Source organism: Kineococcus endophyticus, assembly GCF_040796495.1.
GTDB classification, from domain to species: Bacteria; Actinomycetota; Actinomycetes; order Actinomycetales; family Kineococcaceae; genus Kineococcus; species Kineococcus endophyticus.
This window is the reverse complement of sequence record NZ_JBFNQN010000005.1, coordinates 205,204-218,117: the sequence shown is the minus strand read 5'-3', so window position 1 is coordinate 218,117 and position 12,914 is coordinate 205,204. Positions and strand designations below refer to the sequence as shown.

Genomic DNA, 12,914 nt, shown 5'->3' with positions numbered 1-12,914 from the left:
GAACACGAGCGGAGAGGTGGAGAACGTGGAGCGGCTGGGGAAGAAGCTGGTGAACTGGGCGTCCGTGCTGGAGGAGGGGACGCGCCGGCAGGCCCAGGTCGCCGCCACGATGCCCTTCATCCACCCGCACATCGCGTTGATGCCCGACGCCCACCTCGGCAAGGGTGCGACCGTCGGGTCCGTCATCCCGACCGACGGGGCGATCATCCCGGCCGCCGTCGGGGTCGACATCGGCTGCGGCATGATCGCCGTCCGCACGCAGTTCACGGGCGCGGACCTCTCGGGCCGTGACCTGTCCGTCCTGCGGACCGCGATCGAGGCCGCGGTGCCGCTGTCGGCGGGTGCGGCCAACCGCGAGGTGTCGGCCACGGCCGCGCCGCGGGTGGCCGAGCTGGAGGCGCTCGAACCCGGCCGGGCCGCGTTCCGCGAGCAGCTCGTCCCGCGCTGGCGGCTGGCGCTGGGGACGCTGGGGTCGGGGAACCACTTCATCGAGGTGTCCCTCGACGAGCTGGACCGGGTGTGGCTGTTCCTGCACTCGGGCTCGCGCGGCCCGGGCAACAAGCTGGCCACCCACCACATCGCCGTCGCGCAGCGGCTGTGCGCGCAGTGGTTCGTGCCGCTGCCCGACCGTGACCTCGCCTACCTCGTCGAGGGCACGGCCGAGTTCGACGAGTACCTCGCCGACCTGCAGTGGGCGCAGCACTTCGCGCTCCTCAACCGCGAGGAGATGATGGACCGGGTGGCTGCCCAGCTGGCCGCGTTCCTCGGGACCGACGTCGAGGAGGCGGAGCGCATCAACTGCCACCACAACTACACGACCCGGGAACGGCACTTCGGCCGGGAGGTGTGGCTGTCCCGCAAGGGCGCCATCGCGGCCGACGCCGGACGCCCCGGGCTCGTCCCGGGTTCGATGGGCACGGCCAGCTACGTCGTCGTCGGCAAGGGCGACGTGATGTCGCTGCACTCCTCCCCGCACGGGGCGGGGCGTGAGTACAGCCGGTCGGCGGCGCGCCGGACGTTCACCCACGAGCAGCTGCGGGAGGCCATGAAGGGCATCGAGTACCGGGACACCGACGCGTTCCTGGACGAGATCCCGGCCGCCTACAAGGACATCGACCGGGTGATGGCCGACGCGGCCGACCTCGTCGAGGTCCGGCACACGCTGCGTCAGGTGGTGAACGTCAAGGGCGACTGACACGAGGCCCCGGGGGCACCGTCCCCGGGGCACCGTCGTCAGTGGCCGGCGGCGACGTACTGCTCGACGACCTCGGCCGGCACCCGGCCGCGGGAGTTGACGGGCACGCCGTTCTCGCGCGCCCACGCGCGGACCGCGCCGCTGTCGACCCCCGTGCCGGGGCCGTCGGCGGGCCGGCCCGGTCCGCGCCGGGGCGCGAGGGCGCGGCCGTGCTCCACGTAGAGGCTGACCGCGCGCCGCAGGGCGGCCGCGTTCTGCGCCGAGAGGTCGATCTCGTAGGGGACGCCGTCGAGGGCGAAGGCGACGGTCTCGACGGCGTCGGACCCGTCGACGTCGTCGGTGAGCACCGGGTGCGTGCGCTGAACCACGGCGTGATCTTCGCACGGCCGGTACCGGGGGCCGGAACGGTCGCCGCGTGGCGGCTTGCGCGGCCGCGGGCGAGGCGTGACGGTGCCGTGGTGGGACGAGACGTGAGCGGGGCCGACGGTCCCCGGGACGAGGACCTCGAGCAGGTGCTGGACGCCTTCGGGACCCACCTGCGCGCCGAGCGCAACCGCTCCGAGCACACCGTCCGGGCGTACCGCTCGGACGTCCGGGACCTGCTGACCACCGTCCTGCCGGCCGGCGACGACGGGTCGCTCGACCTGGGGCTGCTCGGGCTGGCGGACCTGCGGGCGTGGCAGACGGCCGCGGCCGGCGACCACCGCCGGTCCACCCTGGCCCGGCGCGCGGCGGCCGTGCGGACCTTCACGGCCTGGGCCCACCGCACGGGACGGCTGGGCGAGGACCCGGGTCTGCGGCTGCAGGCCCCCAAGCGCTCCCGCGACCTGCCCCGCGTCCTGGCGCAGAGCCAGGTGCGGGCCGCGCTCGAGCCGGCGGTCGCGGCGCGCACCGACGCGTCCCCGGACCCGGTGGAGCTGCGCGACGGCGCCCTGCTGGAACTCCTCTACGCCACCGGCTGCCGGGTCGCGGAGGTCGTGGGTCTGGACGTCGGCGACGTCGACGCCGGGCACCGCCAGGCGCGCGTGCTGGGGAAGGGGAACCGCGAGCGCGTCGTGCCCTTCGGTGAGCCGGCCCTGCGGGCGCTGGAGGCCTGGTTGGACCGTGGGCGCCCCGCCCTGGCCGTCACGGAGTCCGGTGACGCGCTGTTCCTGGGGCGGAAGGGGGGCCGGATCGACCAGCGGCAGGTGCGGACGGTCGTCAACCGGGCGGTCGCCGCGGTTCCCGGTGCGCCGCACACGTCCCCGCACGGACTCCGGCACGCGGCCGCGACCCACATGCTCGACGGACGAGCTGACCTTCGTAGCGTACAGGAGTTGCTTGGTCACGCTACGCTGTCAACGACTCAGATCTACACACACGTCTCCGTGGAGCGGTTGCGGAGTTCTCACCGTCAGGCCCATCCCCGGGCCTGACGGGACCGGGGGGAGGACCACGGTGGAACCAGGAGCGGCGAGGGAACGAGCCACCACCGCGCAGACCGAGCGCGGCTCCGGGCTGCGCGTGGTCGACGACGGGATGGAGCGCGGCATCGACGCCACCGGCACGGACCAGACGAGCACCTCGGAGGCGGCGCCGTCGGCGGACGGGGCCGAGACGGTCGAGGAGGTGCAGCCCGCGGGTCGCCCGCAGGCGAACGCCCGCTTCACCAGCCGCAAGGGCAAGGGACCCCTGACGCCCGAGCAGGAGGCGGCCGAGGCCGCCCTGCGCGCCATGTGGGAGGACTTCAAGTCCACCGCGGACCCCTACGTCCGCGAGAAGTTGATCATGCACTACTCGCCGCTGGTCAAGTACGTGGCCGGGCGGGTCGGCGTCGGGCTGCCGCCGAACATCGAGCAGGCCGACCTGGTGTCCTACGGCATCTTCGGGCTCATCGACGCGATCGAGAAGTTCGACATCGAGCGCGCCATCAAGTTCGAGACCTACGCCATCTCGCGCATCCGCGGCGCCATCATCGACGAGCTGCGCGCCATCGACTGGATCCCCCGGTCGGTCCGCAGCAAGGCCCGTGAGGTGGAGCGGACCTACGCCAGCCTCGAGGGCGAGCTGCACCGCACGCCCACCGAGGCCGAGGTCGCCGACCGCATGGGCATCGCCCTGTCGGACCTGCACCACATCTTCAGCCAGGTCTCCTACGTCAACGTCGTGGCGCTCGACGAGCTGCTCAGCGTCTCGGGGGAGAAGGGCGACAAGCTCTCCCTCGTCGACACCCTCGAGGACACCAAGGCCGAGGACCCCGTCGCGGCGTTCGAGAGCGAGGAGACGAAGTTCCTCCTGTCCCGGGCCATCAACCAGCTGCCCGAGCGGGAGAAGATCGTCGTCACGCTCTACTACTACGAGGGCCTGACCCTGGCCGAGATCGGCCGCGTCCTCGGGGTCACCGAGTCGCGCATCTGCCAGATGCACACCAAGGCCGTCCTCCAGCTGCGCGGCAAGCTGTCCGACGCGGGCTGAGGTCACGGTCGTCCAAGGGGCAGCAGGACCGGTGGGGTCTCCCGCAGCCGGGACAGGGGATCGAGGTACGTCTCGCCGCGGCGCAGCCCGAGGTGGAGGCACGCGGCGGGACAGTGCAGGGGCAGGGCGGCCAGGGTGCCCAGCGGCGTCCCCGCCGTGACGGCCTGCCCCGGACGGACGACGGCGTCGACGGGTTCGTACGTCGTGCGCAGCCCGTCCGGGTGCGCGACGACGACCACCCCGCGCCCGGCGACGGCGCCCGCGAAGCTGACCTCGCCCGCCGCGACGGCCACCACGGTCGCGCCCGGCGCGGCGGCGAGGTCCACGCCGCGGTGCCCGGCCTCGTAGCGCCCCACGTCGTCGAACGTGCGGACGACCCGGTGCGGGTCGACCGGCCACGTCCACGACCGCGCGGTCACTCCGTCACGAGGTGCCGGTGCGTCCGGTGACGCCGGTGACGACGGGGGCACGGCGACGACGAGAGCCGTCGCGAGACCCGCGACCGCGACGGACGCCAGACCGGTGGCGACTCCTGAACCCAGCACGGCGGCAGCCTGCCCCGGCCGGACCCGTGGGGCCCGGACGTCGGGGCCCGGCTGTGGACGAACGGGTGCGAGCGCCGGGTGGGGAGCCCGGGACGACGCGGAGCCGGGTCGTGCACAGGCTGCACCGGGACGGTGGGCGCCGCGGGCCACCGCCCGCAGCGGTGGAGGAGCGGCCGTGGGGACACCCGTGGGTGTCCGCCCGGCGTCGTGGGGGCGACGCGCGGGGGACACCCACGGCTCACTCCACGTGGGTCTCCCGGTGGGTGTCCCGATGGGTGTCCCCGTGGATGGTCCGGGGGTGCGGGAACAGGCGCGGGCACGGGCGGGGTGCCCTAGCGCCGCACCCGCCCGGCGCACTCGACGCACGTCGTGGCCCACGGCCGCGCGGCGAGGCGGCCGGGGGCGATGGGACGCCCGCACCGCTCGCACAGCCCGAACCCCGGCTCCCCGAGCCGACGCAGGGCCACGTCGAGCGCCGCCGACCGCTCCCGCACCTGCTCCAGCACGGCGGCGACCTGCTGCCGCTCGAAGGCCGTCGTGGAGCCCTCGGGGTCGTGCTCGTCGTCGGCCGTGCCCTCGGCGGCCGCCTCGAGGGCGCTCGCGAGCTCGCGCTCGAGCGCGCTGACCCGCTCGGCTGCCTCGGCCCGCTCCTCCTCCAGGACCCGGCGCAGGTCGGGGTGGTCCCGAGGGTCCCCGGTGCTCACCGGCGCAGGCCCTGCAGGCGGTCGCACGCCTGCAGGAGCACGGTGTCGGACTTGCAGAACGTGAACCGCACGAGAGCGGCGGTGGCCTCGGCGGCCGGCCCGCCGGGCTCGCAGAAGGCGCTCACCGGCACACCGACGACGCCGGCGAGCTCGGGCAGGCGACGGCACAGATCCGTCCCGTCCTCGAAGCCCAGCGGGGTCGGGTCGGCGATCACGAAGTACGTCCCGGCGGGGGTGCGCACCCCGAAGCCGGCCGAGCGCAGGCCCTCGGACAGCAGGTCCCGGCGGCGCTGCAGGTCGGCGGCCTGGTCGGCGAAGAACGCGTCGGGCAGGTCCAGGGCCCGGGCGACGGCCGGCTGGAAGGGCGCGCCGTTGACGTACGTGAGGAACTGCTTGACCGCTCGCACGGCCGCGACGAGGGGGGCCGGGCCGGTGACCCAGCCGACCTTCCAGCCGGTCACCGAGAACGTCTTGCCCGCCGAGGACACGGTCAGCGTCCGCTCGGCCATCCCCGGCAGCGTCGCGACCGGACGGTGCCGGTGGCCGTCGAAGACGAGGTGCTCGTACACCTCGTCGGTGACGACGACGGCGTCGTGCTCGACCGCGAGGCGGGCGACGAGGGCGAGCTCGTCCTCGGACAGGACGGTGCCCGTCGGGTTGTGCGGGGTGTTGAGCAGGACGAGGCGGGTCCGGTCGGAGAAGGCGGCCGCCAGGGCTGCGCGGTCCAGGGCGAAGCCGTCGGCGGTCGGCAGCAACGGGACCGAGCGCTGGACGGCGCCCGCGAGGGCGATGAGCGCGGGGTAGGCGTCGTAGGCCGGCTCCAGCACGACGACCTCGTCGCCCACCTCGCACAGCCCGAGCAGGGCGGCGGCCGTCGCCTCGCTGGCCCCGGCGGTGACGAGCACCTCGGTGCCGGGGTCGGGACGCATCCCGTACCAGCGGTCCTGGTGCCGGCTCACGGCCTCGCGCAGCTCCGGGACGCCGAGCCCCGGCGGGTACTGGTTCGCGCCCGAGCGCACGGCGGCGACGGCGTCGTCGAGCAGCGAGGCCGGTCCGTCGGAGTCGGGGAACCCCTGGCCGAGGTTCACGGCGCCGGTGCGCTGGGCCAGGGCCGACATCTCGGCGAAGACGGTGGGCCCGAAGCGCCGCATGCGGGCCACGCCGGGGCCCTTGGCGACGGTCGGGGGGACGGTGCCGGAAGGGGTGGACGCGCCGCGGTCGAGACCAGTGCTCACGCGTCGTAGACTACGAGGGCACCCGGTGCGTCCTGCCTGCTCTCCCGCGGGCCGGTGACGTCCAGGGTGACATCGCGTTCCCGCTCTCCGCACCAGGCGGAGGGGAGCACCCTCTCGGTCCACCGGGTCGTCCCGGTGGCTGGGTGCGCACGGGAGCCAGGCGCGGCAGGCCGACCGGCCCGCTGCGGGACAACCGATCGGCCCCACGAGGGGGCCGGCACGAGGAGGACCACCCATGGCCGTCGTGACGATGCGCCAGCTGCTCGAGTCCGGTGTGCACTTCGGGCACCAGACCCGTCGCTGGAACCCGAAGATGAAGCGCTTCCTCTTCACGGAGCGCAACGGGATCTACATCATCGACCTGCAGCAGTCGCTGTCCTTCATCGACCGCGCGTACGACTTCGTCAAGGAGACCGTCGCCCACGGCGGCAGCATCCTGTTCATCGGGACGAAGAAGCAGGCTCAGGAGTCCATCGCCGAGCAGGCCCGTCGCGTGGGCATGCCCTACGTGAACCAGCGCTGGCTCGGCGGCATGCTCACCAACTTCTCGACCGTCTCCAAGCGGATCTCCCGCATGCGTGAGCTCGAGGAGGTCGACTTCGACGACGTCGCCGCCTCCGGCCTCACGAAGAAGGAGCTCCTGGTCCTGCGTCGCGAGTACGACAAGCTGACGAAGACGCTCGGCGGCATCCGCGACATGACCAAGGTCCCCTCCGCGGTGTGGATCGTCGACACCAACAAGGAGCACCTCGCGGTCGACGAGGCCAAGAAGCTCAACATCCCCGTCGTCGCGATCCTCGACTCCAACTGCGACCCGGACGACGTCGACTACCGGATCCCCGGCAACGACGACGCCATCCGCTCCGTCACGCTGCTGACGCGGGTCATCGCCGACGCGGTCGCCGACGGCCTGCAGGTCCGTCACGGCGGCAAGTCCGACACCGACGCCGAGCCCCTGGCCGCGTGGGAGCAGGACCTGCTGGCCGGCAACGAGGGCGAGCAGGCCGGTGGCTCGGAGTCGACCGCGACCGCGGAGGGCTCCACCGCCCCCGAGGCCGCCGAGGCGACCGCCGCCGAGGGGCAGCCGGCCGAGACCGCTGCCGCCGAGGGCGAGCCGGCCGAGGCCACCGCGCAGGCCTGACCTCCGTCAGGTACGACACAGGACGCCTGTGGTGACGCCCCGGGCCCCCGGCCGGGGGCGTCCGTGCGTCCGCCCCCAGACCAGAAGTTCACGGAACGACGAGAGGACAGACCGTGGCCGCGTACACCGCCGCTGACGTCAAGGCCCTGCGCGAGAAGACCGGCGCCGGCATGCTCGACTGCAAGAACGCGCTCGTGGAGACCGACGGCGACGTCGAGAAGGCCATCGAGCTGCTGCGCATCAAGGGGCAGAAGGGCGTCGCCAAGCGCGCCGACCGCGACGCGTCGAACGGCCTCGTGGCCGTCCACGTCGACGGTGGCCTCGGCGTCATGGTCCAGGTCAACTGCGAGACCGACTTCGTGGCCAAGTCCGAGGGCTTCGTGACCCTGGCCAACCAGGTCCTCGCGCAGGCCGTCGCCGTCGGCGCGACCGACTCCGCCTCGCTGCTCGCCTCCGAGATGGACGGCAAGACCGTCCAGGTCGTCCTCGACGAGGCCAACGCGACGATGGGCGAGAAGATCCTCGTCCCCAACGTCGCCCGCATCGAGGGCACGCACGTCTCGGCGTACCTGCACCGCACCGCGACCGACCTGCCGCCGACCATCGGTGTCCTCGTCGCCCTCGACAAGGCCGACGACGCCCTCGGCAAGGACATCGCGATGCACACCGCCGCGATGAGCCCGACCTTCCTCACCCGCGACGAGGTCCCGGCCGAGAAGGTCGAGTCCGAGCGCCGCATCGCCGAGGAGACCGCGCGCGAGGAGAAGAAGCCCGAGGCCGCCCTCCCCAAGATCATCGAGGGTCGCGTCAACAGCTTCTTCAAGGACAACGTCCTGCTCGAGCAGCCGTTCGCCAAGGACCAGAAGGTCACGATCACCAAGCTGCTGGCCGACGCCGGCGCCCAGGTGACCGCCTTCGCGCGCTTCCGCGCGGGCGTCTGAGCGACACGCTCCACGGGGTGGGGGGACCACGGTCCTCCCGCCCCGTTCGCACGTCCGGACCAGTCACGACTCACCGAGCGTGACCTCCAGCACCCGACTGGGGCAGACTGCCCCAGACCCCAGCCCAGCCAGCGCAACCACCCGAGGAGCCACCGCGTGAGCGAGCCGAGCCTGACCGTCGACCTCGAGGCCGGGACCGTGCACCCCCGCCCCGCCTACCAGCGGGTGCTGCTCAAGCTCTCCGGCGAGTTCTTCGGCAACGGCCAGGTCGGCGTCGATCCCGACGTCATCGCCCAGGTGGCCCGCGAGATCGCCGGCCCCGTCAAGCAGGGCGTGCAGGTCGCCATCGTCGTCGGCGGCGGCAACTTCTTCCGCGGCGCGGAGCTGTCCCAGCGGGGCATGGAGCGCAGCCGGGCCGACTACATGGGCATGCTCGGCACCGTCATGAACGCCCTCGCGCTGCAGGACTTCCTCGAGCAGCAGGACGTCGCCACGCGCGTGCAGACGGCCATCACGATGGGGCAGGTCGCCGAGCCGTACATCCCGCGCCGCGCCATCCGGCACATGGAGAAGGGCCGCGTCGTGATCTTCGGCGCGGGCGCCGGCATGCCGTACTTCTCGACCGACACGGTCGCCGCGCAGCGGGCCCTGGAGGTCCGCGCCGACGCCGTCCTCATGGCCAAGAACGGCGTCGACGGCGTCTACACGGGGGACCCGCGCAAGGACCCGAGCGCCACCAAGATCGAGACGATCAGCTACGCCGAGGCGCTGCAGAAGAACCTGCGTGTCGTCGACACCACGGCCTTCAGCCTCTGCATGGACAACCGCCTGCCGATGATCGTGTTCGGCATGGAGGGCCAGGGCGTGGCCCGCGCGCTGCGGGGTGAGAGGATCGGCACGCAGGTGATCGCGGACTGAGGCCCCCGGGCGCGTCCGCGCACTGCGGCACCGCGGAGGCGCAGGACGCGCCGGGACGAAGGACGAAGGGACCACCGTGATCGACGACACCCTCCTCGAGGCCGAGGAGAAGATGGAAAAGGCGGTCGAGGTCGCCAAGGAGGACTTCGGCGCCATCCGCACGGGGCGTGCCAACGCCGCGATGTTCCACAAGATCATGGTCGACTACTACGGCGCGCCGACCCCGCTGCAGCAACTGGCGAGCTTCCAGATCCCCGAGGCCCGCTCGGTGCTCATCACGCCCTTCGACCGCGGGGCCATGAGCGAGATCGAGAAGGCGCTGCGCAACTCCGACCTGGGCGTCAACCCGGGCAACGACGGCAACGTCATCCGCATCGTGCTGCCGCAGCTGACCGAGGAGCGGCGCAAGGACTACATCAAGCTCGCCCGCTCCAAGGCCGAGGACGCCCGCGTCTCGCTGCGCAACGTGCGCCGCCGCGCCAAGGAGGAGCTCGACCGCATCGTCAAGGACGGCGAGGCCGGCGAGGACGAGGTCGGGCGCGCGGAGAAGGAGCTGGAGTCGGTGACGAAGAAGCACGTCGACGCCGTCGACGAGCTCCTGAAGAACAAGGAAACCGAGCTGCTGGCCGTCTGAGCGTGCCGGTGACCAGCGAGACGACGTCCACCGCCCGCCCTCCGCGGCGGGCGGGGCGCAACCTCCCCGCCGCCATCGGCATGGGGGTGGCGATGGGTGGGGTGCTGGTCGCCAGCCTGTTCGTCCGCCGGGAGGCCTTCGGCGTCCTGGTCTGCGCCGCCGTCCTGTACGGGACGGTCGAGATGGTCCGCGCCTTCCGGGCGCGGCACCTGCGCATCCCCGTGCTGCCACCCGCGGTGGGCACCCTGGCGATGGTGCCGGGCGCCTACCTCGGCGGCGGGGAGACGCTCTTCGCGGCGTACGCCCTGACGGTGGCGGCGGTCGTCGTGTACCGCCTCGTCGACGACGGGGGTGACCACGGCTCACCCGTGCGCGTCCCGCCCGTGCGCGACGTCGCGGGCGGCATCTTCGTCGTCACCTACGGTCCGCTCCTCGCCGGCTTCGCGATGCTCATGCTCGCCGCGAGCGACGGCGCCTGGCGCGTCCTCGTCTTCGTCCTGCTCGTCGTCGCCAGCGACGTCGGCGGCTACGCGGCCGGTGTCCTCTTCGGCCGGCACCCCATGGCCCCCTCGGTCAGCCCCAAGAAGTCGTGGGAGGGCTCGGCCGGCTCGCTCGTCATCGGCATGGTCGCGGGGGCGGTCGCCCTGCCGCTGGCGCTCGGCGCGGCCTGGTGGCAGGGCGTCCTGCTGGGCGCCGTCACGGTCGTCGTGGCCATCGGCGGGGACCTGTCGGAGTCGATGCTCAAGCGCGACCTCGGCATCAAGGACATGGGAACCCTGCTGCCGGGGCACGGCGGCGTCATGGACCGGCTCGACTCGCTGCTGCCCGCGGCCCCCGTCGTGCACCTGCTCCTCCTGTGGTTCCTCGGGCCCTGACCCCCTCGACCTCAGGCGCCGTACCATGGGGAGTGATGTCCACTCCCACCCCCGTCTCCCCGGACCCAGCGACCGCGGGCCCTGGCCGGCCTCCGCGCGAGCCGCTCCCGCTGGCTCCCGCCGGCCCGGGCCAGCTCGTCATGTCCGCCCCGCGCCGCGGCAAGCCGCCGCGCCACTTCGCCGACCTCGAGCCCGCCGAGCGCGGCCCCGCGATGGTCGAGCTGGGGGAGAAGGCGTTCCGCGGCAAGCAGCTCGCCACGCACTGGTTCGAGCGCCTCGAGGACGACCCGGAGAAGATGACGGACCTGCCGGCCGCCAGCCGGTCCCGCATCGCGCACGCGCTGCTGCCGACGCTGCTGACGCCGATCCGCACGCTCACGGCCGATGCGGGCACCACGGTCAAGACGCTGTACCGGATGCACGACGGCGCGCTCGTCGAGTCGGTCCTCATGCGCTACAAGAACCGCGACACCCTCTGCATCTCCAGCCAGGCCGGCTGCGGCATGAACTGCCCGTTCTGCGCCACCGGCCAGGCCGGCCTGACGCGCAACCTGTCCACCGCCGAGATCGTCGAGCAGGTCACGGCCGCCTCGCGCGCCCTGGCCCGCGGAGAGGTCCCCGGCGGCGAGGGCCGCGTCGGCAACGTCGTCTTCATGGGGATGGGGGAGGCGCTGGCCAACTACAAGTCCGCCGTCGCCGCCGTCCGCCGGCTCACCCAGCCCGCCCCCGACGGCCTCGGCATCTCCGCACGCGGCATCACGATGTCGACCGTCGGGCTCGTGCCGGCCATCGACAAGTTCGCCGGCGAGGGCATCGCCGCGACGCTGGCCCTGAGCCTGCACGCCCCCGACGACGAGCTGCGCAACGACCTCGTCCCGATCAACCAGCGGTGGAACGTCGCGCAGGCCCTGGACGCGGCCCGCCGCTACTTCGAGGCGACGGGCCGGCGCGTGAGCATCGAGTACGCGCTCATCCGCGACATCAACGACCAGGCCTGGCGCGCGGACCGCCTCGGCAAGCTGCTGAACGCCCGCGGGCGCGGCTGGGTGCACGTCAACCCCATCCCGCTGAACCCGACCCCGGGCTCGAAGTGGACCGCGAGCGACCCGGCCGTGGAGAAGGCGTTCGTCGCGGCGCTGGAGGCGCGGGGCATCCCGACGACCGTCCGCGACACCCGCGGCAGCGAGATCGACGGCGCCTGCGGTCAGCTGGCCGCGATCGGCCCCGAGCAGCCGACCGCGTGACCAGCGACGCGGTGAGCAACGGCACGGTCCCGGTCGAGCAGCTCGTCCGGGAGCGCCCGGCCCGCGCCGCGGCGCTGCGACGGGGGTACAAGGTCGCCGACGTCGACCTCTTCCTCGACCACCTCGCGACGGCGCTGCCGGCGGGCCGGGTCGCCTCGGCCCAGGTGCGGGCCGTCGGGTTCGGGTCCCAGCTCGGCGGCTACGACGTGGGCGACACCGACGCGCGGCTCGCCGAGGTCGAGGACGCGCTGGCCCAGCGGGAACGGTCGCACGCGCTGGCCCAGGACGACCAGCGGTCCTGGACCGACCGCCGCTCCGCGCTCGGCCAGGCCGTCGCGGGCCGGCTCAAGGAGCGTCGCGGGGAGCGCTTCCCCCGCGCCCGGGGTCTGCGCCGCGGCTACCACCCGCGCGACGTCGACGACCTGTGCGAGCTGCTCGTGCAGCACTTCCGCGGGTCGCGCACCCTCACCGCCGACGACGTCCGGGACGCGCTCTTCCGACCGCGGCGCGGGGCGCGCGGGTACAGGGAGGCGCCTGTGGACGCCTTCCTCGACCGCGTCGTGGAGCTGATGGTCAGCTACCGCTGACCCTCACCCCGACGGCGCTCACTCCCACGGCGGGACGGACCCCAGGACGCGGTCGACGGTGAAGACCACGACGACGCGGGCCGGGTTCTCCCGCGGCGTCCGGTAGCGACCGGCGTAGCGCTCCTCGGCGTCGCGGACCGAGGCCGGGTCGTCGAGGACGCGGCCGGGCCCCTCCAGCGACAGCCAGCGCCGGCCGTCGACCTGGGAGACCACGCACCGCGACCCGCGGGCCGCGTGGACGGCCTTGCGCGAGGTGCCCGAGGTGATGACCCGGACCTCCCGCGTTCCCGGGTCGAAGGTGAACCCGACGGGCACGACGTGCGGCGAGCCGTCGGCCCGCAGCGTCGTGAGCGTCGCCAGGTGCCGTTCGGCGAGGAACTCCAGGGCGGAGGCGGGGAGGTCGGCGGGGTCCAGGGCCACGACGGGAGTCTGGCAGGCGGC

The 12,914-nt window shown here is 73.5% G+C and carries 15 protein-coding genes; 10 read left to right on the top strand and 5 right to left on the bottom strand.

All coding sequences use genetic code 11. From position 1 onward, the window contains the following. The first annotated feature begins 25 nt into the window (after nt 1-25). The gene (locus tag AB1207_RS08820) at nt 26-1,195 is read left to right on the top strand and encodes an RtcB family protein (RefSeq protein WP_367637849.1); all 1,170 of its coding nucleotides are present in this window, start codon (nt 26-28) and stop codon (nt 1,193-1,195) included. A gap of 38 nt (nt 1,196-1,233) precedes the next feature. Here AB1207_RS08820 and AB1207_RS08815 read toward each other — a convergent pair whose 3' ends face one another. Then, nucleotides 1,234-1,563, bottom strand: a complete 330-nt coding sequence (locus AB1207_RS08815) for a histone-like nucleoid-structuring protein Lsr2 (RefSeq protein WP_367637673.1) — start codon at nt 1,561-1,563, stop codon at nt 1,234-1,236. 87 nt (nt 1,564-1,650) lie between these two features. Between AB1207_RS08815 and AB1207_RS08810 the strand changes: the two genes are divergently transcribed. Next, nucleotides 1,651-2,610 carry a tyrosine recombinase XerC gene (locus tag AB1207_RS08810; protein ID WP_437178893.1) on the top strand — a complete coding sequence of 320 codons (960 nt, stop codon included), beginning with the start codon at nt 1,651-1,653 and terminating at the stop codon, nt 2,608-2,610. Between the two features lie 22 nt (nt 2,611-2,632). Beyond that, nucleotides 2,633-3,649: an RNA polymerase sigma factor WhiG gene (gene whiG / locus AB1207_RS08805; protein ID WP_367637669.1), complete on the top strand. Its 1,017-nt coding sequence runs from the start codon at nt 2,633-2,635 to the stop codon at nt 3,647-3,649. 2 nt (nt 3,650-3,651) lie between these two features. Here the strand turns inward: whiG and AB1207_RS08800 are convergent, their stop codons facing one another. The 3 genes from AB1207_RS08800 to AB1207_RS08790 all read right to left on the bottom strand — a co-directional run bounded on the left by AB1207_RS08800 (nt 3,652) and on the right by AB1207_RS08790 (nt 6,133). After that, nucleotides 3,652-4,194 carry a murein hydrolase activator EnvC family protein gene (locus AB1207_RS08800; RefSeq protein WP_367637667.1) on the bottom strand — a complete coding sequence of 181 codons (543 nt, stop codon included), beginning with the start codon at nt 4,192-4,194 and terminating at the stop codon, nt 3,652-3,654. Nucleotides 4,195-4,526: 332 nt separating this feature from the next. Further along, the gene (locus AB1207_RS08795; protein WP_367637666.1) at nt 4,527-4,898 is read right to left on the bottom strand and encodes a TraR/DksA family transcriptional regulator; all 372 of its coding nucleotides are present in this window, start codon (nt 4,896-4,898) and stop codon (nt 4,527-4,529) included. Then, nucleotides 4,895-6,133 carry a pyridoxal phosphate-dependent aminotransferase gene (locus AB1207_RS08790; protein ID WP_437178892.1) on the bottom strand — a complete coding sequence of 413 codons (1,239 nt, stop codon included), beginning with the start codon at nt 6,131-6,133 and terminating at the stop codon, nt 4,895-4,897. Before AB1207_RS08790 ends, AB1207_RS08795 begins: the two co-directional genes overlap by 4 nt. A gap of 235 nt (nt 6,134-6,368) precedes the next feature. Here AB1207_RS08790 and rpsB point away from each other — a divergent pair, with 235 nt between their 5' ends. The 7 genes from rpsB to AB1207_RS08755 all read left to right on the top strand — a co-directional run bounded on the left by rpsB (nt 6,369) and on the right by AB1207_RS08755 (nt 12,473). Beyond that, the gene (gene rpsB / locus AB1207_RS08785; RefSeq protein ID WP_367637665.1) at nt 6,369-7,274 is read left to right on the top strand and encodes a 30S ribosomal protein S2; all 906 of its coding nucleotides are present in this window, start codon (nt 6,369-6,371) and stop codon (nt 7,272-7,274) included. A gap of 113 nt (nt 7,275-7,387) precedes the next feature. Beyond that, a complete protein-coding gene (gene tsf, locus AB1207_RS08780) occupies nt 7,388-8,215 on the top strand; it encodes a translation elongation factor Ts (protein WP_367637664.1) in 828 nt (275 codons plus the stop codon). Between the two features lie 156 nt (nt 8,216-8,371). Continuing rightward, nucleotides 8,372-9,133, top strand: a complete 762-nt coding sequence (pyrH, locus tag AB1207_RS08775; protein WP_380169937.1) for a UMP kinase — start codon at nt 8,372-8,374, stop codon at nt 9,131-9,133. A gap of 76 nt (nt 9,134-9,209) precedes the next feature. After that, the gene (gene frr / locus AB1207_RS08770) at nt 9,210-9,767 is read left to right on the top strand and encodes a ribosome recycling factor (RefSeq protein WP_367637663.1); all 558 of its coding nucleotides are present in this window, start codon (nt 9,210-9,212) and stop codon (nt 9,765-9,767) included. 8 nt (nt 9,768-9,775) lie between these two features. After that, the gene (locus AB1207_RS08765; protein ID WP_367637662.1) at nt 9,776-10,642 is read left to right on the top strand and encodes a phosphatidate cytidylyltransferase; all 867 of its coding nucleotides are present in this window, start codon (nt 9,776-9,778) and stop codon (nt 10,640-10,642) included. 35 nt (nt 10,643-10,677) lie between these two features. Then, the gene (gene rlmN, locus AB1207_RS08760; RefSeq protein WP_437178891.1) at nt 10,678-11,886 is read left to right on the top strand and encodes a dual-specificity RNA methyltransferase RlmN; all 1,209 of its coding nucleotides are present in this window, start codon (nt 10,678-10,680) and stop codon (nt 11,884-11,886) included. Beyond that, a complete protein-coding gene (locus AB1207_RS08755; protein ID WP_367637660.1) occupies nt 11,883-12,473 on the top strand; it encodes a DivIVA domain-containing protein in 591 nt (196 codons plus the stop codon). The genes rlmN and AB1207_RS08755 overlap by 4 nt, the downstream gene beginning before the upstream one ends. Before the next feature lie 18 nt (nt 12,474-12,491). On the opposite strand, the gene AB1207_RS08750 is transcribed toward AB1207_RS08755, so the two are convergent. Further along, the gene (locus AB1207_RS08750) at nt 12,492-12,893 is read right to left on the bottom strand and encodes a TIGR03618 family F420-dependent PPOX class oxidoreductase (RefSeq protein ID WP_367637659.1); all 402 of its coding nucleotides are present in this window, start codon (nt 12,891-12,893) and stop codon (nt 12,492-12,494) included. Nucleotides 12,894-12,914 lie beyond the last annotated feature (21 nt).

Coding starts and splice junctions, on each gene's coding strand:
- rlmN (WP_437178891.1), top strand. CDS start 10,678: ATGTCCACTCCCACCCCCGTCTCCCCGGACCCAGCGACCGCGGGCCCT.
- rpsB (WP_367637665.1), top strand. CDS start 6,369: ATGGCCGTCGTGACGATGCGCCAGCTGCTCGAGTCCGGTGTGCACTTC.